Below are 21284 nucleotides of genomic sequence, written 5' to 3' on the forward strand. Positions count from 1 at the left end.
GGATCAGGCGGACGGTGCTCCTAAGCCCCGCCCCTTTTCTTCCGGCGGCTATGCCGCAGGAAAGGAGCGTTCTCGCATGTACGCCAGCCGAAAATATTTGGCGATAGCCTGGATTCTTGTGCTGCCGGCGCTGATCATCCGGGTATTCACAACCATTTATCCCATTATCGAGACGTTCCGCATCAGTTTGTATGAAGTCAAGCTGCTGCAGGGCATCCGTGAGTTTGTAGGTTTCGATAATTTTATTCAACTGTTTCAGGACTCCAAAGTCATCACGTCCATGGGATTCACCGTCATTTTTGTCGTCGGCTCCATGCTCGGACATATCGTGCTTGGTATTGCGCTGGCGCTGATTCTAAATATGAAGTTCGCAGGGCAAAAAATACTCCGGACAATTGTGCTGCTTCCCTGGGCCATGCCGATGGTTGTCATTGCCATGGCGTCCAAGTGGGCATTCAACAACGATTACGGTCTCATTAACGACTTTGTCCGGTGGTTTAACCCTGATTTTAATCTCGATTGGCTGATCCACACCAATACGGCGCGTTTTGCCGTCATTGCCGTCGACCTGTGGAAAGACCTTCCGTTCTTCGCGATTCTGGTGCTGGCGGGGCTGCAGTTCATTTCTGCGGAAATGTACGAAGCGGCCAAGATTGACGGCGCCGGTCCGATCCGGTCGTTCTTTGGCATTACGCTGCCGATGCTGTCCCGGAATATTTTGGTGCTGAGCATATTCTTCACGATGTGGCGGATCACCTCCTTTGATATCGTTTATGCGATGACAAGCGGCGGACCGGGGGAAAGCACCGCGCTGATCGCCTACCGGGTAACGACCGAGGCGTTTACCAATCTCAATACCGGCTACGCCGCTTCGATCGCGGTCGTGCTGTTTGTCGTTATGGCTCTGCTCAGCTGGCTCAGCATGTCCGCGGCCAAACGCGTAGATTACTAAGGAGCGATGTACGATGACGAACCAAAATCCGAGACCGCTGCCGCTGACCCTGTTCATGTGGGGATTGGCCCTGATCGTCGCTTTCCTGATCCTATTTCCGCTCTGGTGGATTTTTATTTCCTCCATCACGCCGTCCGGCGAGCTGTTTTCCACACCAATCAAATACTGGCCGGACCATCCGACGCTTGCGAGCTACCGTTATCTGATCGAAAACGTCGGGCTGCTTCCTAAAATATGGGACACCGCAATTATAGTCGGGTTGTCCATCCTGATCGGGATGGTCGTTTCCGTCATGGCCGCCTTCAGCTTTGCACGGTTCCGTACCCGGGGCCTTGCGCTCGCCATAGGCTTCCTGCTGGCGTCAATGCTTATTCCGGATGTTGTCACGGCCCGGCCGCTGTACGATTTTCTGCGCAGCGTGCATCTTTACGATACGTATACGGGACTCATTATTCTGTATATCAGCGGCATTCTTCCGTTTACGATTCTGATCCTGCAAAACTATCTGAACGATGTTCCGGTTTCCATCGAGGAGTCGGCCGCCATCGACGGCTGCGGTTTTTTTCAGTCACTGATTTACGTTACCGTTCCGTTGCTCAGACCTGCGCTTGCGACCGTCTGTATCGTTAACTTTATTACCTGCCTCAACAACTTCTTTACGCCGCTGTTCTACTCCAACGGTATCTCGGTGCTGTCCACGGCCATCACACAGCTGCCTCTAAGGGATAATATGTACGCCGTGCCGTGGGATCTGGTCAGCGCGATGGGATGGATCATTATTTTGCCGATTATCCTCTTCGTGGCCATCTTCCAGAGACAGATCATGGAGGGAATTATGGCTGGCGGAGTTAAGGGCTGATTTCAGGCATGAGGCACTGTTCATGGGAATAAAAGCATTGCGGCTGGTGATCCGAGAAGGGGCATTGTTGAAAAAAAGCTGATTACGAGAGGAGCATATCTATTATGGTTGAACATCCGTTTTTAGGAGGGCTGTCGGCGCTTCCCCTGATCAAATCCGGCCGAGCCGGGCCGTTAACGCAGAGAACCCGAAAGGGGAAAAAGGCAAAGGCGGCATGGCGGCCAGCCACCTCGGGCCGTCCCGCAAAGGCTCGCCCTGTATCCGGGACGTGGCGCCGGGCGCAACCGCCGTGCTGGCCGATATCGACGGTCCCGGGATCATCGAACATATCTGGATTACCGTCACCGACCAAACCGAAGCGGGCACTTTTGTATTAAGGGACCTTGTACTGCGCATGTACTGGGATGAGGAAACCGAGCCTTCCGTCGAAAGTCCGCTTGGGGATTTCTTCTGCAACGGCTTCGGGAGAGGCTGCACCGTCAATTCCCAAGCGATCGTCGTGAATCCGACACGCGGCTTTAACTGCTACTTTCCGATGCCGTTCCGGCGCAAAGCGAGAATAGAAATCGAGAATCAGCATGAAGCGGCGATTCCGGCGCTTTTTTATCAGATCGATTACTGCCTGCACGATGAGCTGCCTGAGCAGACCGCCTATTTCCACGCCCAGTGGAGACGGCAGCGGATCACGGACAAGGCGGAGGATTACGTCATTCTGGACAACGTGAAGGGCCGCGGACAGTATGTAGGAACCTATATGGCGCTGACCACGCTGGAGCGGTACTGGTGGGGAGAGGGCGAGATCAAGATGTACATCGACGGGGACGACGAATATCCGACGATCTGTGGTACGGGGACAGAGGATTATTTCGGGGGCGCCTGGAGCTTTGCGACGCAAAGGGACGGAAAGACGGTAGAGAACACCTACTGCACGCCTTACATGGGGTATCCGTATTACTCCAGCCATGACCAGGACGTCCACAACTTGTACCATAACGACGATGCCCCGCCAATGCGCGGGTTCTACCGGTGGCATATACTGGATCCGATCCGGTTTCATGAGGACCTTAAAGTGGCCATTCAGCAGATCGGAGTCTATAAAAAAGGCTTGTTCGAACGACAGGACGATGTGGCCTCAGTCGCGTACTGGTATCAGACGGAGCCGCATCAGCCGTACGGGCCGCTGGCACAGAAGGAAGAGCGCTGGCCAAGATAAAGGGGAGTCGGCATGCTTATGCCGATGGGGGCAACGTGCCGGCTTATGTCCGGGAGACATGAGCGCCGCTGCCCCCTTTTTTTTGTTGTCTGCCCTGCGGATGAACGCTGCCAATGCAGCCAGCCCCGTTTGCTACCGGGAATTTATTTCACGTTTCTTCCCGGAGGTATGGCGCTTATACTGGACATATATAATGCCATCTTGCTGACGAAGGGATAGCGATACGATGATGCCCAAGCGGTTTATATTGACCATTATAGCGCTCCTGCTCCTTGCAGCGGCCGCTGCAGCGTGCGGCGGGAATAACGGAGTTGTGGAAGAGTACGATACGGGGAGAACCGTAACGGGCAATTCCGCGCGGACTCTGAAGATTTTTAATTTCAAAGTCGAAATGGCGGAGCAGCTGAGCGCGCTCACACGGCGGTACCAGGAGGAGACGGGCGTGCGGATCGAGCTTGATACCTGCGGCGGGGGCTGCGATTACAGCGCGGAGCTGAAGACGAGGTTTAATTCCGGCGACAAGCCCGATCTGTTCTTCGTAGCCGGCTTTACCGACCTGGACCTCTGGCAGGAGTATCTGGAGGATCTGACCGGCGAGCCGTGGGCGGACGATATACAGGAGCTGGCCAGACCCGCCATTACGAAGGACGGACGGGTCTACGGGATGCCGCTGGCCATGGAAGGCTGGGGTTTTATTTACAACAAGGAGCTGTTCCGCAAGGCGGGGATCGAATCCAAGCCAGTTACGCTGAGCGGACTGCGGGATGCGGCGCAGCGGCTGGAGGCGGCCGGCATCCGGCCGTTCGAGAACGGCTACGCGGAGTGGTGGGTGCTTGGCAATCATTTGCTGAACACCGCTTTTGCCCTGCAGCCCGCTCCGGCGGATTATATAGAACGGGTCAGCAGCGGCAACGCCAAGTTCACCGGCAACACCGCGTTTGAGGCCTGGCTCGATTTGATCGACCTTACCCTGGAGTACGGCCAGGAGACGCCGCTGCAGACTGACTATTATACCCAGATAGCGCATTTTGCAGACGGGCAGGCGGCAATGATGCAGCAGGGAAGCTGGACGCAGCTGCAGCTGGACAAGCTGGCTCCGGATTTGGACATCGGCTTCCTGCCGATGCCGGTGAACGATAATGCGGAGGAGATGGACAAGCTCCAGATCGGCGTCGCGAATTACTGGGTTGTGCTTAAAAATTCGCGAATGAAGGAGGAGGCCAAGGCTTTTTTGCGCTGGCTGGCGAGCTCGGAGGCCGGCCGGAGATTTATCGTGGACGAGGCCAGGCTAATTCCTGCGCTTAAGAGCATTCCGGCTGCGGATGGCAGATTAGGGCCGCTTGCGGAGGATATCATCGCTTATATGGAGGCCGGGAGGACGCTTCCCTGGCTATGGCAGCGTTATCCCGGATATGAGGCAACTACCTCGCAGATGAGCGTGCAGATGCAGGCTTATATCGGGGAGCAGATCGGGCGGGAGAGGCTGTTGGAGGAATTTCAGCGAATTTGGGATTCGAACAGGAGTAATAAATAATGGCTGATCAGTACACAATGCAGGATCCGACAACCCGATATCCGAAGGCGGGCCCGGAATATAAGCAGCAGCAGACGTAGGGCGGGGCGGCTGTGCACAAACAACCAAAAAAGCGGACGCATGCTTAGTGTGCGTCCGCTTTTTTTTGCCGATTGGAGGAGTGGTTCTTCTTCATCTGATCAATCAGCGCCTGAGTCTCTTCTTCCTGTGGAAGAAGCAGGGAATTAAACTCAGCCAGAGAAATAGTAATATTTAAGTCCTATGCCCGGTTATGCTGAAATTTGGTTATTCCCCGGTCATAATGCGACACTGTGCCGTCAAAGCGTTTGACCCGCACATAATCCTCGGAGAATTTTTCAATTATGCCGTAGCCGACCAGAGAGTACATCCCGTCAGGGTCAAGCTGCAGTGCGGACACAAAGGTCTGTGACATGGCGGCAACAAAAAAATCAATGTTTTTGACAAGCGGCTTTGGCATCGTCCAGGCCCTCCGTATACTTTTCGCTCCAAAAGCGTTTCAACTATTTTACGACAGCAAACGCGTTTTGAAAACAGGTTTAATTTGCAAAACTGATGAAAACAGTTCATTAGCAGAAGGAGGAGTATATATGCTGATTAGAACCGAAAAGGCTGAGGATTACGGGCAGGTGTTCCGGCTGAATGAGCTGGCGTTCGGAAACCGTGAGGATGAGGCTAAGCTGGTTGAAAGGATCAGGGCTTCAGTAGAGTTCATCCCGGAGCTGTCTATTGTGGCTGAAATGAAGGGCACCGTGGTCGGCCATATTCTCCTGAGCGGAGCCAAGGTGCTGGGAGAAACGCATGAGCATCCGGTGATTGTACTGGCGCCGATTGCGGTGCATCCGGATTATCAGAAGCAGGGCATCGGCGGGCTGCTGATTGAAGAGGGGAAAAGACGTGCGGCAAGCCTGGGATTCGGCGCTATTTTGCTGATTGGACATCCGTCTTACTATCCACGGTTCGGTTTTGTGCCTGCTGGTGTGCACGGGCTGGAGCTGCTGCAGTTCCCTGTGCCTGCGGAGGTGTTTCAGGTTTGCGGGCTGAGGGAAGGAGCGCTTGAGCAGCTTCAGGGGGAGCTGAAGTATCCGGCAGCATTTTTTTAAAATCTAACCAGATAGGCTTTATATGGAATTCTACAATCCATGTTTTACGGGAGGGGACTTGAATATGTGTGCAGATTTTGCTGCAAGGTTTGATGCAACTCCGGACACTCCGTTAAGCTTCGGCTTTAAAATCCAGTGGTACGCTATCCGCACTGCGGATACGGCAGAGGTTGCTGAAGCTTTTCAGCTGGACCAGCCGCAGCCGGCAAACTGGCAGACGGGGCTGACAGCCGCATTTCAGGGATACTATTTCATCTCGCCGCCGCTTGCAGGCTGGACCCTTGCTGTAAATGCATTTATGCCGGATCTGGGTGCTGCGGGGGCAGACAATCCGCTCGAGACGATAAAACGGCTCAGCAGCCGGTTTGGCGAGGCTTGTTATTTTGGTTCACACCGTGTTGTCGATTATTATGCCTGGGCCAAGGCTGTGAACGGAGAGCTGATCCGCGCCTACAGCTATGTGGGAGAATCCGATGAGGTCCTTGTTGACGAAGGGGCGCCCACAGCGGAGGAGAGGGATAATGGGCTGATTTTTGCCGGAGCTGATGATGAGTATGAGTATGTTGATGAGTATGATGATAACGACGATGATACCGATTCCGGTGAAGATGATTCGGGAGACGGTGCAGACGGTGAGGAAGAATATGATGAGGAGTCTTATGTTTATGTGCCCGGTGAAGATGACGTGATCAGTATTGCCGGACTCTGGACGATTTCTCCGTTCCTTGAGGATGAAGACTATGGGCGCGGGACCGGTATCGCGGGTTTGCCAAAACGGCAGAATAACGGATGAACAGAGAATAACCGTATAAATAGCCCGGAGTCAAAATCAAACCTGACACCAAGCTGTCCAGTATGCCATGCTATGCTTTCATAACCGGGATTTCAACAACTATTGGAGGGTACGAGACATGGCGGAGCCGTTAAAGGCAATGTACAATGAAGGATTTCTGCGGAGCTTCGGCAGGATACTGCGTGGAGCTTATGACGTATTTGATATAGAAGGCTTTGTCGCTGAGGTGATGAGGGAGCCGTGGGAAGAGCTGGAGCTGAAAGCCCGGATGCGGCGGATTACGGAGACACTGGGAACTTATCTGCGGCCGGCTATGAGAAGGCTCTGGCTGTCCTGTATGCGGTAGACAAGGATTGCACAGGTTTCCCGTACCTGATCTTCCCCGATTTCGTTGAGGTATACGGGCAGGCCGAGGAGCATTGGGCGCTGTCGGTGGCTGCGCTGGAACGGTTTACACAGGGGGCGAGTGCCGAGTTTGCCGTCAGGCCTTTTCTGCTGCGCGACCCGCAGCGGATGATGGAGCAAATGCTCGTCTGGTCTCGGCACAGCAATGAGCATGTGCGCCGGCTTGCCAGCGAAGGCTGCCGTCCGCGTCTGCCGTGGGGGCAGGCGCTGCCGGTATTCAAACGTGACCCTTCCCCCGTGCTGCCGGTGCTGGAGCAGCTGAAAGACGATCCTTCGCTGTATGTGCGCAAAAGTGTGGCCAACAACCTGAATGATATTGCCAAGGATCATCCGGATGTCGTAATCGGCATTGCCCGCCGCTGGATGGGCTCAAGCACCCGCACCGACTGGATCGTGCGGCATGGCTGCCGCTCGCTGATCCGCAAAGCAAACCCGGAGATTATGGCTCTTTTCGGGTATGCAGGGGAGGAGGAGAGCGCGCCGCTAGTGGCTGCAGCCGCCTTGACTGTCGATCCGGCCGTTTTGCGGATTGGCGAGAGCTGTGTGCTGAGCTATGAGCTAAGAGTGCGGGAGGGGGAACCGGTGCGGGTCCGGGTGGAATACGGCATCGATTTTGTGAAGGCCGGCGGCAAAACCTCCCGCAAGCTGTTCCTGCTCTCCGACAAAACGGTTCCGGGAGGAGCAAGGCTGTCTGCCGTCCGGACACACCGCTGGGCAGACCTGACCACCCGCCGCCACTATCCGGGCGGACACCGGATTGCGCTGCTGGTGAACGGCAGGGAGGCTGCCTCCACAGAGCTTATCCTTGAAGCTGCGGTGCCGGAAGAGGGGCCGCTGGAATAAGGGCAAAAATGTCTCTGATTCGAGCAGATGCAGCCAGATCGCCAAAATGAGAGGCAAAAATGCTCTTGATTTGTTCGAAAACAGCCAGATCGCCAAAATGAGAGGCAAAAATGCTCTTGATTTGTTCGAAAACAGCCGGATAGCCGAAATGAGAGACAAAAATGCCTCTGATTCGGGCAGAAGCAGCCGTTTTGCAGAAATGAGAGGCAAAAATACCCTTGATCCGAAACGGACAAGCTTCACTTTTCCTCCATCAGCAACATTATCAGGAATTAGCCGTTTAGTAAGAATAAGGGTAATAACCGGTAACCAGTTACAGAAGGAGTGGAAATAATGCGCCTGCTACTACCAGTCGCTGCCCTGCTGTTACTTTTAGTCCTGACAGGCTGCGCAGAAAATAATAGTCCAAGTGCTGAAAGAGGGGCAGCAAACGCTATAAGTAACGCACCCGCCGCACCCCGCTCATCCAATATGCCAAATGCAACCACCAAATCTGGCACATCCCCCACACCTAATGCACCCGAATCATCCATCCCCCCCCACACCTCCGTTACCGGACAGATGCCGGAAACCATGCCGGCGGATTTTGCATTCTCTGTGCGCTTTGGGATTACGGGTAAAAATGAGATTAACACCTTTAACGGTACGGTGACCAAGGATCTGGTGACTAAGGGAACGGCACAGGCAGAGCTGGTTTTGACAGACAGTGAACTGGCGGATATTTATGCCCGTTTACGCACAATCGACATTTACAGGGAGCTCAAGCTGGAGCCGGATATGAAGAATTGCGAGATGACCCCTTTTGGTGAGGAACACTGGCAGATCAGGCTGGACGGAGAGGAGCGGTCATTTTATTGGGATGAAGAAAACTGCGAAATAACTGCAGATGCTGAGCAGCTGAAGGAGCTGCGGAGTTATATTTTTGAGCTGGTCAAAAGCAAGCCGGCTTACCTGGAGCTTCCGGAAGCAGTCGGCGGCTACGAATAAGCCGGATGAAAATGGCAAACACGACCAAATAGGGCGGCCTGCTCAGGCAGGCGCCCTATTACTGTCCAATAATCATTTATATCAAGCTCAGATCCGCCGGTTAATAAAAGCTAGTCCGTAATATTGCCGGCCATCTTGAGCCGTTTCGCAATCTCTTTGAATTCCTCTGCGGAGATGCCCGGCGCGAATTCTTCTTGAAGTTCAGGAGATTCAGGAATAGGAACGCCTGCAGGTGCGCCTTCAATCACTTCGAGCGGAAGACCGTCTTCAGGATGTGTCCCCTTCCAGATCTGGCCGATCGAGCTGAAGTCCTTGTCGCTCCAGGTGTACAGCTTGGTATGCACGCCTTTTTCCTCGTATTTTTTGGCTTCAGTGAACAGTTTATTGCTCAGAGACGGTACCGGTACAGCTTGGTCACGTTTACGCCTGTGGCAATCTCCAGCGCCTTGGCATAAGCCACGACATGGACGCCGCCGCGTACAAGCAGGAAGCCTACAACCGCGCGGGCAGCCGGATGATCGGTCATTTCATAGACCTTCATCTTATGGGTTCTGGCCCCGCATTCAAGGAAGAAGTTATGCAGCAGATCCTCGACCAGATTGCCGCTGTTGAACACATTGGCCCCGGTCCACGGATTGCCCATGGAATCGAACGGCATGGCACCCTGCGCTCCGGCCAGGAAATGGTAGGACAAGCGGGCATCCTTTACTGATTCAAGGGGATTAGAGTCCGGCTTTTTATAATCGGTTGAGCCTCTGAGACATTTGTTTACGGCATGGGAGACCAGCTCAACATGCCCGAGCTCTTCAGCGGTAATGCTCATCACCAGGTCATAGAACGGCTTCAGCTTGTCCTTGGAACGGAAGTTAAAAGACTGGTAGAGATAGTTGTTGAGCGTGGACATCTCACCGAATTTGCCGCCTAGCAGCTCTTGCACGGCAGCAGCCGCATTCGGGTCGGGCTTCTCGACATCGGGAATCTCAATCATAATTTCATCCATCCGTTTGAACATGGGATTGTTGTCCTCCTTGGGCTTGCAGGATTAGAGTGCTCGCCCTAAATTAAACGCAATCCGCCTCGTTCAAACGTTACCACTGAGGAAACTTTGTAACAAAATGGTTATTATCCTTAAGCTCCAGCTCCGACATGCGTTGCACGTAGCTCTTAAGGCCGCTGTACGGTGCCGTTTGCCACAGCCTGAAACCTTCCGACGAGGTAACAGCAGCAATATCCTTGTCAGCAGTTCCTGAAAAATATATCTCATTCAGCCGTCCCACAACATCTGCCATAGCCTCCAGCTGTTCCTGCTTATAACCGTCATAGCTGCTGTCAGCGGTCAGCCTGGCATAGCTTCTGTCCGCCGACAGCTTCCGGAATGCCTCTTCGCTGTAGGCACTGAAGTTCACCAGGTTGGGGTCAGTGCTGCCTGCCGATTTGGCCCAGAGCTCTACGTTCAGCTTCGCGGTATTGTAGTCTAATGTCCTCGATGCAGGTGAGTAATCCAGAATCCCGTACTGGTGCGGGTAGACAGACAAGGCGCTATTGGCAACGTCATAGATGCCTTTATCACTTTTGCGGATATCCTGGAAATGAATATGTCCGCTGAAGACCGTTGTAATCCCGTTACGGATCAGGGCCGCAGCAGCCTGCTCGTTGTTGTTAAGTGTAAAGCCCTCCTGGAGAAATTCACTGTGATCCAGCAGGCTGTGGTGCATAACCGCCACAATCTGCGCACCGTTCTTGGCAGCCAGTTCACCGCAGCGGTCGATCCAGCGCAGAGTGGAGCCGGTAAGCTGGCCGTCAAGCTGCGGATGCCCCAGCTTTTTATTGCTGCTGTATTGGCTGGTATCCAGCATTAGAAGCCAGAGATCCTCTGAAGGGGCTGCCAGGTAACTAAGAGAGTCATTGTCCCTCAGCAGAGCTTCCCCATAACCGAATTCGCTGTAAATGCTGCGGAAGTTTTTTGGAGTGACGGAATCCGTCCGGATCTGCCGTTCCCCCTCAAAGCGTCTTGCCCAAGGGTTCATCACATCATGATTGCCAGGAATCACATAAATCCGCGTTCCGGTTCGCTGCTCAATTGCCCGCAAATGCCCGGCAAGATCCTGATGGCTGGCTTTTTCCCCGTTATTGGTCAGGTCTCCGCTGATTATGACTGCCGCGGGGCGCCGGATTCCTATATCTAAGTCTAGAGCTTCCAGCATTTCATCACTATAGTTCAGCTGCTTGCCGTCCCCGGCAGCCAGAAAGCTGCGGAAAGCAGGCCCATTATCGGTCAGCCTGGGGGAAAGATAATGAATATCTGTAGTAGTAAGGAGTCTGAGGTTCTGGCCGGACTGAATCCGGAGCACCTGCTGCTCAGTCCTCTGCCCGCTGCATGAGGATAGCAGAAGAAGCAGGGAGAATAGAAGGATTACGTTATACTGCCGGACAGACATTTGATGCACCTCATTTCATATGGAACCGTTAACCGGAATTTAGTCCTACTTATTATTTTACTTTTGTTGATCCGCTCACCATTCCCTGGTCACCCAGTTTGAACGTAGACAGGTACTGCTTGTTCGCAAAATAGATATTCCCTCTGACAGTAGCGCTGATTATAGTGAACCCGTCAGCCTCGACATAGACATCTCCAATATAAATGCCGCCTTCGAGCCGGGTATTCTCACTTTTAACCGTCAACTTGGGAGCAGTCAAAGTGAAGGAATTGGTGATGCTCTGGTCCTCGTCCTGCGTGTAGAGGGCGATTTTGCGGGCAGGCCCGCCGTTATGGACGAATTGTCCGTCAACAACAAGCTCATCGGTAAAGGTAAGATCACGCAGCGCCGCCGCAATCCAGGTGCCGTCCTTGCTGAGTGCATATCTGAAGGCCGACTCGTTATCGACAATGGAAGCCGTTGTGACAGCATCTGCTGTCACGGCTGCGTTTGTACTGCCAGCCGTGTTGTCCACCGCATTGCTGCTGCCTGAATCCGAACACCCCATCAGCAGGGTTAAAGCGAGTACAGCCATTCCAAAAGTAATCTTGTTCATCTGACTAAGCCTCCTGATTGTGTAATAAAGAGTAGGTTGGTGGCGGATAGCTTTAAAATTAATATAGAACGTTTGGTGCGGAATCGAAGTGATTAAACTCACTCTATCCCACAATATTTACCGATCGTTCTATAAATGATAAAATAAGGCCAGAAAGGAGCATGATACATGGCCAGAAGTAAAGAATTTGACGTGGACAACGTTCTTGGCAAAGCGATGACGATTTTTTGGCAGCAGGGCTATGAGAAGACCTCTATGCAGGATCTTGTAACGGGCATGGGCATACATAAGCGCAGCATGTACGATACATTTGGAGACAAGCATACCTTATATATGAAAGTAATGGAGCGATATACGGATACGGTTTCCGGTAAATTGGAGAGCAAGGTAGAAGGGCTGCCTTCCGCCAAGGAAGCCATCCGGCTGCTATTCGAAGCTGTTGCGTTCAAGAAAGGCCCCGAGCCTAAAGGATGCCTGCTTGTGAATACCGCGGTGGAGCTTGCTAATCATGACCCTGAGGCGGCAGCCAAGGTAACGGAAGCCTTTCTGAACACCGAGCAGCTGCTTGAACGCCTGCTTCGGCAGGGTCAGGAAAGCGGTGAGCTTCCGTGCAGCTTTGACCCTGCTGACATGGCCGCCTATCTGCATAATGCACTTGTGGGCCTGCGGGTGCTGGTCAAAACGGACCCGGAAGCCGGGCGGCTGCAGACGATCATCAATATTACACTCAAACCGCTGGATTCATTACCGGTATAGTATGGGCGTGCCGGGTGCCGATTATCCGGTTATCCGCTATTTCCTGAAGGCTCAGCAGCTGTTTCCGGTACGGGCTTCTATCCGGGCAGAGTTTGGATTACAATATTCTTCTGATGAATTTTGGTTGCAGGAGGAGCAGCGAACATGGCAAAACAGAAATTTTATGTGGTCTGGGAGGGCAAGCAGCCGGGTGTGTACGCGACCTGGGCGGAATGTCAGGCCCAGACCGATCATTACACCGGAGCCAAATACAAATCTTATGAGTCAAAGTCCGCCGCGGATGCAGCTTTCAAAGCAGGCTGGAAAGGCAACTGGGGAAGCGGAGCTTCTGGGTCCGGTACGGCAAAAAGTAAACCGTCAGGCTCTTGGAGCCGCAGTACAGCTTCAAGCGCGCCGGAAACGATGGAAATTGATTATGACAGCATCTCGGTAGATGTCGGCACAAGGGGCAACCCGGGACCGGTGGAATACAAGGGCGTGGATACGCAGACCGGGGATATTATCTTCTCCTGCGGGCCGATCCGTAAAGGGACGAACAACCTGGGTGAATTTCTGGCTATTGTACATGCGCTGGCCCTTCTGAAGAAAGAGGGCAGCAGCAAAACGGTTTACAGTGATTCCGTCAATGCGATGAAATGGGTCAAGCAGAAGAAGGTGGCGACCACCCTGGCGCGCGATGCCTCTACAGAGGAGATCTGGACGCTGATTGACAGGGCTGAGCACTGGCTGCGGACAAACACCTATAATAACAAAGTCCTGAAGTGGCAGACAAAGGAATGGGGAGAGATCAAAGCGGATTACGGCCGGAAATAGGGTAATACAGAGTACGGTCTAAATCACAGCAGGAATCGGAAGGGGAACCGGAATGTTCGGAAACGATTGGGATGAAGTGCTGCAGGAGGAAATTCAGAAGCCTTATTTTCAGGAATTGCGTTATGCGTTAGCGGCAGAGTATAAACAGCATTCAGTCTATCCGCCCAAGGAGCTGCTGTTTTCGGCACTCAAGCTGACGCCATACAGTAAGACACGGGTCGTTATATTGGGACAGGACCCCTATCATGGCGCGGGACAGGCCCACGGGCTGAGCTTTTCGGTAAAGCCTGGTGTACGCATACCGCCATCGCTGCGCAATATTTATCAGGAGCTGCATGAGGATACCGGCTCGCCTGTTCCAAATCACGGCTCACTGCTGCATTGGGCAGAGGAGGGTGTGCTGATGCTTAACGCCGTGCTCACTGTCCGGGAAGGCCAGCCTAATTCACACAAAGGATTGGGCTGGGAGACATTTACGGACGCGATTATGGAGAAGCTGAATGAACGGACAGAACCGATGGTGTTTATACTGTGGGGCAGCCATGCCCAGCAAAAGGGAGCCTATATTGACCGGGACCGCCATAAGGTTATCCAGTCTCCGCATCCAAGCCCGTTCTCGGCACACCGCGGATTTTTGGGCAGCAGGCCATTTTCACAGGCGAATCAATATCTGGAATCTCACGGTTTGAAAGGAATAGACTGGTCCATACCGAATCTATAGGTAGCAGGGGCATAGTGAAGGGGTGAGAGCAATGAAGCATTGGGTAGGCAGACCGGTCATCATGTATTGCGGCGAGGCACCTTATACGATCATGAAGGGCGTGCTGCGCAAATGGGACCCTCAGGCTTCGCTGGCCGTCATCGGCCATCAGGAAATTGCTGTGCCTTTTCGTGACATTGTGTACATTAAGGCGCTCGCTCCCAAGGAGCGGGCATTGCCCCCGGTTCTTCACTCCGTCGGCTATGTCATGAGAGAGCGCCAGCAGTTTGACAACGCTGTCTATTTTAAATCGGCGGTTACCGTCTGGAAAGGCGACCAGTTGGTTGCCTTCAATACAGTCATCGTCTCGCACACCAAGGGTGCGGTTACTCTGCAGGACGGACAGAATCTGATGAAGGGCACGCATATCTTTGTGGTCCGCTCCCTTCGGGGATAACCAGCTTTCTGACAGCCTTTAGTGAGCCGCACCGGCGTGCACAAGCAGCAGCAAACACAAAGAGCAGCAAACACAAAGAGCAGCAAACACAAAGAGCAGCATTCTCCTGTAACGGGGGACGCTGCTCTTGTGTTATTTTTACGGCTACATCTGCTCGTCTTTGGGCAGCTGGATCTCCTCGACCCGCTCTGCCACGATAATCTCGTAAATGCGCATAAAAATGATTTTGGCAATCATATAGACCGGCAGGGCAATCAGCACACCGATAATTCCATAGAAATCTCCGCCTACCAGCACAATGACAACTGTAGTCAGCGGGTGCACATCAAGCGATTTGCCGTAAATAATCGGAGAGAGCACATTATCCTGAATCTGCTGGGCGACCAGAATAATGACAAGCGACCAGATCGCCATGGAAGGGGATTCGATGAATCCGACGATAAGGACCGGTATGGAAGCAAGCAGTGATCCGACATAGGGAATGAAGTTAAGCGGAATGGAGATCACAGCAAGCAGCAGTGAATAAGGCAGCCCGATAAACAGGAAGCCGATGTACAGCATAATCCCGAGCACCACATTTAAAATAACCCTGGTGACAATGAAGCCGCTGAGCGCACTGTCAATATCGCTGAGCATATCCTGGCCTTCCTTGCGGTATTTACGCGGGAACAGCCCCAGCAGGATAGGTGACAGCTTATGCCCGTCTTTCAGCATGTAATACAGAATAATCGGCAGGGTGGCTATAACCACTACAATACTGGAAACGACACCGATCAGATTGGACATGGAATTGGTCATCCACGTGATCGTGTTGCTTACATATTCCGAGATTTTATCGGACAGGTCCGTGTTGCCCTGGAAAAACCGTGACAGTGACGGATCATTCCGCAGCTGGTTGAACTGATTCTGCATTCCCTCGACAAGGTAAGGCATGTTATCAATGAAGTTCTGGAACTGCTCACGCAGTGTCGGCCAGATCAGAATCCAGAACAGGACGAACAGGCCGGCGAAGACGAGATAGATCAGCAGGATGGACAATGCACGGTTTAGCTTATGCTTTTCCAGAAATCTGACGAGCGGGCGCAGCAGATAATACATGAATCCTGAGAGCATCATCGGCACCAGCAGCAGATTGATAATGGAGAGCAGCGGCGTGAACAGGAACATCACCTTGGAGCCCAGATAAAGAATTAATAGAAAGGCAATAATGGACAGGCTTGTCCGAAAATATTTGCTTTGCAGCATAGCAGCACCCCCGTAATCTTGACTATGTACAGCTCTACCCGATTCTATCTTTATAACCGAAACGCAAGAGATTGATTCAGCCTGATAGAGTGCAATTAGCCTTGGCCCGGTTTAAGCGTGAAAAGAGCAGGTTAATACGCATTAACAGGAGGGGATGCACATGACTACGCTGGTTATTGGGATATTCGGGCATCCGAGCGATGCCGTGCTGGCAATCGAAGACTTGAAGGATAAGGGTATAAAGGCGAAGCATATCTCAGCTGTAACGAAGCAAAAGAGTATTCTTGAGCGGATCAGCCACGACACGGGAATTGGAAAAATGGAGAGCGGAGCCGGCAATGCAGGCTTGTTCGGGACAGCCCGGGAGGTGGGGGTCGGCCTGGATATGATCAACGACACCGCTGTATCTGCCGGACCGGCGGCACGCAAGCTGGCCGGAGCCGACCTTGAGGGCGATGGTCTTGCCGTCAGCCTGATCGGGATAGGAATACCGGAGGCGGATGCCCTTAAATATGCAGAGCATGCCGAAAATGAGCGTATCATCGTTATTGTAGACATTGAAGAGAATCAGAGCAGGCAGGCAAGCGAAATAATGGAGCGGCATCATGCTATCCCATTAGCCTCCGCTGAATAAACCTGCAGCTACCGGCGCGGCAGACGGGATTTCCGTTTTGCCGCTTTTTTGCGTGATTGGATGAACAGAGCGGGCTCTATATCCACCTGCCCGCCGGTTTCCTTCGTAACCTGCTTAGCCTTGACGAGTGCCAAAAAAGCAAAGAATTCTCCGAGAGCAGCCAGTCCGGCAGCAATAATCTCATAGTCATCAGCAGTCAGTTCCGCAGACTCAACAGGATTTCCCGGACTGCCGGAACCATTGCTGATTTTATTATTGCCGCCGCTGCTGCCATAACCGTTACTGTTATTGGCCATCCCTGTTCACCCGCTTTTTCGCCATATGTATTATAAATATGTCGCTGCCTCCCGGTAGGAAATAGGCAATCGGGAGGTTTTTTCTCATGACTTGTTTTTTCATAAATGAGCAGAAAAAATCACTTTACATCTTATGAAAACGCTGTTAATATCATAAATGAGCACAAACGATCAATAATGAGCAACAATCGTCAGTTGAATGATCATAAAGCGTAAGCAAATATACAGATACTGCATAGCAGGCGGACTACATGCTTACGCTATGCGTACAGGGAGTTGACTGCTGTGCTGTTTGAAGAGGAAAGAAAACGGAGTATTGTACAGTTCGTTGAGCAGCGTACAAGGGCATCGGTGCAGGAGCTCAGCCTCCAGCTCGGCGTCTCTGAATCGACAATCCGGCGGGATCTGAAGGAGCTGGAGGAAGCAAGGCTGCTGAAGCGTACGCATGGCGGGGCGGTATCCCTGCAGAGCGTTAACTTTGAGGCTGCCTTTCCGGACAAGGCAGACCGTCTTCTGGACGAGAAGCAGCGGATTGCCGCCAAGGCAGTCCAGATGATCCAGGAGGGCGATGCCATACTGCTTGACGGAGGAACGACAACACTGCAGATAGCCAAGGCGCTAAAGGGCTTTTCAAATCTGAAGGTGATTACCAATTCGATTATGGCCCTGAATGAGCTTAGGGATTGCCGGAATATCGAAGTGTCGATTACAGGCGGGATGCTGCGGCCGGATACGATGGCCTTTGTCGGTCCGATGACGGAACGGTCGCTGGAGATGGTGCGGGTGGATAAAGCCTTTCTCGGAACGAACGGGCTTGACCTCCAGGAGGGAATTACGACTCCGAATATGCTGGAGGCGGCTACGAAGCGCAAAATGATCGCTGTCGCCAAACAGTCTATTCTGCTGGCAGACCACAGCAAGATCGGCCAGGTCTCCTTCTGCAAGGTGGCTGATCTGCAGGAAATCGACCACTGCATCCTAGATTCCGCAGTGCAAGGCAGCTTCACCCGCGGCCTTGAAGCCATGGATGTCGGCTTCACTATAGTGTGAAGGCAAGTAAACCACAATAATGAGGGATGAACATGATTTACACCGTTACACTCAATCCTTCCATTGATTACATCGTGGAAGTGGAGGATATGAAGCTAGGCAGCCTGAACCGGATGTCCCGGGATCTGAAGCTGCCCGGCGGTAAAGGCATCAACGTATCGCGTGTGCTGAACCAGCTTAAGGTAGACAATACGGCGACCGGCTTTCTCGGCGGTTTCACCGGCCGGTTCATTGAGGACTGGCTGCGGGAGGAAGGAACCTCAAGTAGTTTCGTTCCGGTCGGCGGAGACACACGGATTAATATAAAGCTGAAGTCAGAAGAAGAAACTGAAATTAACGGAGCAGGACCGGAAATCACTGCCGCTGAGGCTGAGGCGCTGGTAAGCAAGCTGCGTAATCTGCAGGCCGGAGATATCGTTATTATGTCCGGCAGCATTCCTCCTTCGCTGGGCGGGGATTTCTATAATAGGCTGATCGGGGTGTGCAAGCAGCAGGGGGCACAGTTCGTGATTGATACCACCGGCCAGGCTCTGCAGCAGGCTCTTGAACACGGTCCTCTGCTCGTCAAGCCCAATCACCACGAGCTTGCCGAACTGTTCGGGGTTACCATCAGCACAAGAGAAGAGGTTATCATGTATGGCCGCAAGCTGCTGGAAGCCGGAGCACAGCATGTGCTGGTCTCGATGGCCGGGGAAGGTGCGCTACTGATTACGGAGCAGGGTGTATATGCTGCAAGTGCGCCGGCAGGCCAGGTCAGAAATTCAGTGGGTGCAGGTGATTCGATGATTGCAGGGTTTGTAGGTACCTTATCCCGTGAAGGGGATGTGCTGGAAGCCTTCCGCACAGGCGTAGCCTCAGGGAGTGCAACGGCATTCTCCGATGACCTGGCCGACGGCGGATTTATCAGCCGGCTGCGCCCGCAGATTCAGATTACACAGCTTTAAGCTAAACAATGGTATTTATAGGAACATAGGGAGCTGATCAATATGAGAATTACAGATTTGATGATAAAAGAAGCAATGATCATGAATCTGCAGGCAACTACCAAGGAGGGGGCGATCGACGAGCTGATCGCCAGCCTGGCAGCCAGCGGAAGAATCAACGACAAGGTGCTGTTCAAGGAAAAGATTCTGGCGCGTGAAGCCCAGTCCAGCACCGGTATCGGCGGAGGAATTGCAATGCCTCATGCCAAAACCTCTGCGGTTAACCAGGCGACAGTGGTGTTTGCCAAGAGCAGTGCAGGCGTAGATTATGAGTCGCTGGATGATGAGCCGGCCAAGCTGTTCTTTATGATTGCAGCGCCTGAAGGCGCAGGCAATATGCACATGCGGACACTCGCAGCTCTGTCCAGGCTGCTCATTGAAAGCGAATTCATCGAAGCGTTGATGAATGCCTCCACTCCGGATGAGGTAGCCGCGTTATTCGACGCCAAGCAGGCGGAGCAGGATGCCAAGGCGGAAGCAGAAAAGACCGCTCCTGCAGCTAAAACGGCGCCTGAGAAGATAATCGTCGGAAATCCGGATTCCTCCGGTTTTGTTGTAGCTGTAACAGCTTGCCCTACAGGGATTGCCCACACCTTCATGGCAGAGGATGCACTGAAGAAGAAGGCCCTGGAGATGGGCGTTAATATCCGCGTTGAGACCAATGGCTCTGAAGGTGCACAGAATGTGCTTACCGCAGACGAAATCCGCCGGGCCAGCGGTGTTATTGTGGCGGCTGACAAGAATGTCGAGATGGCCCGCTTCGCCGGCAAGCCGGTACTGCAAAGACCGGTCAGCGACGGAATCCGCAAGCCCGAGGAGCTGATCAGCAAGGCGCTTAAAGGCGATGCTCCGATCTACCAGGGCAGCGGCGGACGCAGCAGCAATGAAGAAGCTCCTGCTAAATCCGGCAGTGTCGGCAGCAAAATCTATAAAGATCTGATGAACGGCATTTCGCACATGCTTCCGTTCGTAGTCGGCGGCGGTATTCTGCTCGCCATTTCCTTCCTGATCGAGCAGGTGGCCAGCGTAGATAATCCGCTGGTGAAGCTGCTGCAGACGATCGGCGGCGGCGACGGTGCCTTCCACTTCCTGATCCCGATCCTCGCCGGTTTTATCGCGATGAGCATCGGCGACCGTCCGGCGCTGATGCCTGGTATGGTCGGCGGGCTCATGGCCCTGAATTCCAACGCCGGCTTCCTCGGAGGTCTGGCCGCCGGTTTCCTGGCCGGTTATGTCATCATCGGCCTGCGCAAAGCCTTTGCCGGCCTGCCGCGCACTCTTGACGGACTGAAGCCGATTCTGCTGTATCCGGTATTCGGCCTGCTGATCACCGGAGCTGCGATGTTCTATGTGTTTGATCCGGTATTTAGCTCAATCAACACAGCGATGATTGATGCCCTTAACAGATTGGGCACCGGAAATATGGTTATCCTTGGTATTGTTCTTGGGGGAATGATGGCCATTGATATGGGCGGTCCTTTCAACAAAGCGGCTTACACCTTTGCAATCGGCGTATTCACTTCAAGCGGTAACACTAACGGCCTGATGATGGCTGCGGTTATGGCAGGCGGTATGGTACCTCCGCTGGCAATCGCACTGGCAACTACATTGTTCAAGAACAAGTTCACAGAAACTGAACGCAAGTCGGGGATTACGAATTATGTACTGGGACTTTCCTTTATTACTGAAGGCGCAATTCCGTTTGCCGCAGCCGATCCGCTGCGCGTGCTGACCACCTGTATCATCGGCTCCGCTGTTGCCGGCGGACTTACACAGCTCTGGCACATTAACGTGCCTGCACCGCACGGCGGGATTTTCGTCGCCGCACTTTCCAGCAACGCGCTGCTGTTCCTGCTGGCCGTACTGATCGGTGCCGCAATCTCCGGTCTGGCGCTCGGACTCTGGAAGAAGCCGCTGCAGGCGAAATAATAAATAACGATCCGCACAGCAAGCTGCGGGGAATCAGATGCCAGTCTGTTCCCCGCAGTTTTTTTCTTTGTTTGATTGCACTGCAATTTTGAGGTGTAATTCTGTATAATTATTAATATACATAAACAGAAGCTAAAGGAGAGAGCGAAATGATTCTGCACAGAGGGGAAGTCTTGTTCCGTCAGGGAGACAGCTGCGATTATCTTTATAAGGTGAAGAGCGGGCTGTTCAAAGTAACAAGGCTGCATGAGAACGGGAATATGGTGCTGTTCAATCTGCTGTATCCCGGTGAGACCGTCCCCCATCATTCCCTCATTTCGCCTAAGGAGGCGCATGGAACGGCTGTTGCCATGATCAAAAGCGAGATCGAGATCATTCCAGCGGCGGAATGGTACCGGGAGCTCCGCGAGAATCCGGACAAAGTGATGGAGATTGCGCTGCTGCTTCAGGAGAAGGTCCGGTTCATGCAGACCCGGCTGGATCACCTAACCGTCGGCTCTCCGGCTGAGCGCATGGAGCTGCTGAACCGCTGGATGAAAGATTATGCTTACGGCGCACAGCTTACGGATCTGTTAACCCAGGAAGAAATTGGACAGCTGATCGGCGTCCGGCGCGAAACGGTCAACCGCCTGCTGCGGAACCAGGGCTAAATGTAAGTTTTACATGAATAAGGCGTAAAAT

Annotated in this window: 22 protein-coding genes and 2 pseudogenes; 18 read left to right on the top strand and 6 right to left on the bottom strand. The window is 53.1% G+C overall.

Annotation, left to right across the window (positions count from 1 at the left end):
* Window positions 1-76 precede the first annotated feature (76 nt).
* The 4 genes from AWJ19_RS28245 to AWJ19_RS28260 all read left to right on the top strand — a co-directional run bounded on the left by AWJ19_RS28245 (window position 77) and on the right by AWJ19_RS28260 (window position 4558).
* Window positions 77-952 carry a sugar ABC transporter permease gene (locus AWJ19_RS28245; protein ID WP_068728519.1) on the top strand — a complete coding sequence of 292 codons (876 nt, stop codon included), beginning with the start codon at window positions 77-79 and terminating at the stop codon, window positions 950-952.
* A gap of 13 nt (window positions 953-965) precedes the next feature.
* Window positions 966-1811, top strand: coding sequence for a carbohydrate ABC transporter permease (locus AWJ19_RS28250; protein WP_068728520.1), 846 nt, complete (start codon window positions 966-968; stop codon window positions 1809-1811).
* Window positions 1812-2025: 214 nt separating this feature from the next.
* Window positions 2026-3024, top strand: a complete 999-nt coding sequence (locus AWJ19_RS28255) for a glycoside hydrolase family 172 protein (RefSeq protein WP_082708178.1) — start codon at window positions 2026-2028, stop codon at window positions 3022-3024.
* A gap of 226 nt (window positions 3025-3250) precedes the next feature.
* A complete protein-coding gene (locus AWJ19_RS28260) occupies window positions 3251-4558 on the top strand; it encodes an ABC transporter substrate-binding protein (protein ID WP_241781924.1) in 1308 nt (435 codons plus the stop codon).
* A 259-nt stretch (window positions 4559-4817) separates the two neighbouring features.
* Here AWJ19_RS28260 and AWJ19_RS28265 read toward each other — a convergent pair whose 3' ends face one another.
* Window positions 4818-5036 carry a hypothetical protein gene (locus AWJ19_RS28265; protein ID WP_068728521.1) on the bottom strand — a complete coding sequence of 73 codons (219 nt, stop codon included), beginning with the start codon at window positions 5034-5036 and terminating at the stop codon, window positions 4818-4820.
* 130 nt (window positions 5037-5166) lie between these two features.
* On the opposite strand from AWJ19_RS28265, the gene AWJ19_RS28270 reads away from it, so the two are divergent.
* The 5 genes and pseudogenes from AWJ19_RS28270 to AWJ19_RS28290 all read left to right on the top strand — a co-directional run bounded on the left by AWJ19_RS28270 (window position 5167) and on the right by AWJ19_RS28290 (window position 8707).
* Entirely contained in the window at window positions 5167-5679 is a 513-nt protein-coding gene (locus AWJ19_RS28270; protein WP_068728522.1) for an N-acetyltransferase, read from the top strand.
* Between the two features lie 64 nt (window positions 5680-5743).
* A complete protein-coding gene (locus AWJ19_RS28275) occupies window positions 5744-6472 on the top strand; it encodes a hypothetical protein (RefSeq protein ID WP_068728523.1) in 729 nt (242 codons plus the stop codon).
* A gap of 118 nt (window positions 6473-6590) precedes the next feature.
* Window positions 6591-7720, top strand: a pseudogene (locus AWJ19_RS28280) (hypothetical protein).
* Window positions 7721-7766: 46 nt separating this feature from the next.
* Window positions 7767-8054 (top strand): hypothetical protein, encoded by a 288-nt coding sequence (locus tag AWJ19_RS28285; protein WP_128083718.1) that lies wholly within the window; start codon window positions 7767-7769, stop codon window positions 8052-8054.
* A gap of 239 nt (window positions 8055-8293) precedes the next feature.
* A complete protein-coding gene (locus AWJ19_RS28290) occupies window positions 8294-8707 on the top strand; it encodes a hypothetical protein (protein ID WP_068728525.1) in 414 nt (137 codons plus the stop codon).
* A gap of 110 nt (window positions 8708-8817) precedes the next feature.
* Here AWJ19_RS28290 and AWJ19_RS28295 read toward each other — a convergent pair.
* The 3 genes and pseudogenes from AWJ19_RS28295 to AWJ19_RS28305 all read right to left on the bottom strand — a co-directional run bounded on the left by AWJ19_RS28295 (window position 8818) and on the right by AWJ19_RS28305 (window position 11740).
* Window positions 8818-9719: pseudogene (locus AWJ19_RS28295) on the bottom strand (manganese catalase family protein).
* 76 nt (window positions 9720-9795) lie between these two features.
* Window positions 9796-11145, bottom strand: coding sequence for a metallophosphoesterase (locus tag AWJ19_RS28300; protein ID WP_068728526.1), 1350 nt, complete (start codon window positions 11143-11145; stop codon window positions 9796-9798).
* 52 nt (window positions 11146-11197) lie between these two features.
* Complete coding sequence (locus AWJ19_RS28305) at window positions 11198-11740, bottom strand: hypothetical protein (RefSeq protein WP_068728527.1); 543 nt, start codon at window positions 11738-11740, stop codon at window positions 11198-11200.
* A 168-nt stretch (window positions 11741-11908) separates the two neighbouring features.
* Here AWJ19_RS28305 and AWJ19_RS28310 point away from each other — a divergent pair, with 168 nt between their 5' ends.
* The 4 genes from AWJ19_RS28310 to AWJ19_RS28325 all read left to right on the top strand — a co-directional run bounded on the left by AWJ19_RS28310 (window position 11909) and on the right by AWJ19_RS28325 (window position 14466).
* Complete coding sequence (locus tag AWJ19_RS28310; protein ID WP_068728528.1) at window positions 11909-12496, top strand: TetR/AcrR family transcriptional regulator; 588 nt, start codon at window positions 11909-11911, stop codon at window positions 12494-12496.
* A 144-nt stretch (window positions 12497-12640) separates the two neighbouring features.
* Window positions 12641-13309, top strand: coding sequence for a ribonuclease H family protein (locus AWJ19_RS28315; RefSeq protein WP_068728529.1), 669 nt, complete (start codon window positions 12641-12643; stop codon window positions 13307-13309).
* A 52-nt stretch (window positions 13310-13361) separates the two neighbouring features.
* Window positions 13362-14030, top strand: coding sequence for a uracil-DNA glycosylase (ung, locus tag AWJ19_RS28320; protein ID WP_068728530.1), 669 nt, complete (start codon window positions 13362-13364; stop codon window positions 14028-14030).
* Between the two features lie 31 nt (window positions 14031-14061).
* The gene (locus AWJ19_RS28325; RefSeq protein ID WP_068728531.1) at window positions 14062-14466 is read left to right on the top strand and encodes a hypothetical protein; all 405 of its coding nucleotides are present in this window, start codon (window positions 14062-14064) and stop codon (window positions 14464-14466) included.
* Between the two features lie 144 nt (window positions 14467-14610).
* Here the strand turns inward: AWJ19_RS28325 and AWJ19_RS28330 are convergent, their stop codons facing one another.
* Window positions 14611-15711: an AI-2E family transporter gene (locus AWJ19_RS28330; RefSeq protein WP_068728532.1), complete on the bottom strand. Its 1101-nt coding sequence runs from the start codon at window positions 15709-15711 to the stop codon at window positions 14611-14613.
* A 160-nt stretch (window positions 15712-15871) separates the two neighbouring features.
* On the opposite strand from AWJ19_RS28330, the gene AWJ19_RS28335 reads away from it, so the two are divergent.
* Window positions 15872-16345: a general stress protein gene (locus AWJ19_RS28335; protein WP_068728533.1), complete on the top strand. Its 474-nt coding sequence runs from the start codon at window positions 15872-15874 to the stop codon at window positions 16343-16345.
* Window positions 16346-16353: 8 nt separating this feature from the next.
* Here the strand turns inward: AWJ19_RS28335 and AWJ19_RS28340 are convergent, their stop codons facing one another.
* A complete protein-coding gene (locus AWJ19_RS28340; protein ID WP_068728534.1) occupies window positions 16354-16641 on the bottom strand; it encodes a hypothetical protein in 288 nt (95 codons plus the stop codon).
* 285 nt (window positions 16642-16926) lie between these two features.
* On the opposite strand from AWJ19_RS28340, the gene AWJ19_RS28345 reads away from it, so the two are divergent.
* The 4 genes from AWJ19_RS28345 (at window position 16927) to AWJ19_RS28360 (ending at window position 21253) form a co-directional block, all read left to right on the top strand.
* The gene (locus AWJ19_RS28345; protein ID WP_241781925.1) at window positions 16927-17691 is read left to right on the top strand and encodes a DeoR/GlpR family DNA-binding transcription regulator; all 765 of its coding nucleotides are present in this window, start codon (window positions 16927-16929) and stop codon (window positions 17689-17691) included.
* A 32-nt stretch (window positions 17692-17723) separates the two neighbouring features.
* Window positions 17724-18635 carry a 1-phosphofructokinase gene (gene pfkB, locus AWJ19_RS28350; RefSeq protein ID WP_068728535.1) on the top strand — a complete coding sequence of 304 codons (912 nt, stop codon included), beginning with the start codon at window positions 17724-17726 and terminating at the stop codon, window positions 18633-18635.
* A gap of 42 nt (window positions 18636-18677) precedes the next feature.
* Window positions 18678-20603 (top strand): fructose-specific PTS transporter subunit EIIC, encoded by a 1926-nt coding sequence (locus AWJ19_RS28355; RefSeq protein ID WP_068728536.1) that lies wholly within the window; start codon window positions 18678-18680, stop codon window positions 20601-20603.
* Between the two features lie 149 nt (window positions 20604-20752).
* Entirely contained in the window at window positions 20753-21253 is a 501-nt protein-coding gene (locus tag AWJ19_RS28360) for a Crp/Fnr family transcriptional regulator (protein WP_068728537.1), read from the top strand.
* The last annotated feature ends 31 nt before the right edge of the window (window positions 21254-21284 follow it).

The organism is Paenibacillus sp. DMB5 (assembly GCF_001517085.1).
In the GTDB taxonomy this organism is placed as follows: Bacteria; Bacillota; Bacilli; order Paenibacillales; family Paenibacillaceae; genus Paenibacillus_AQ.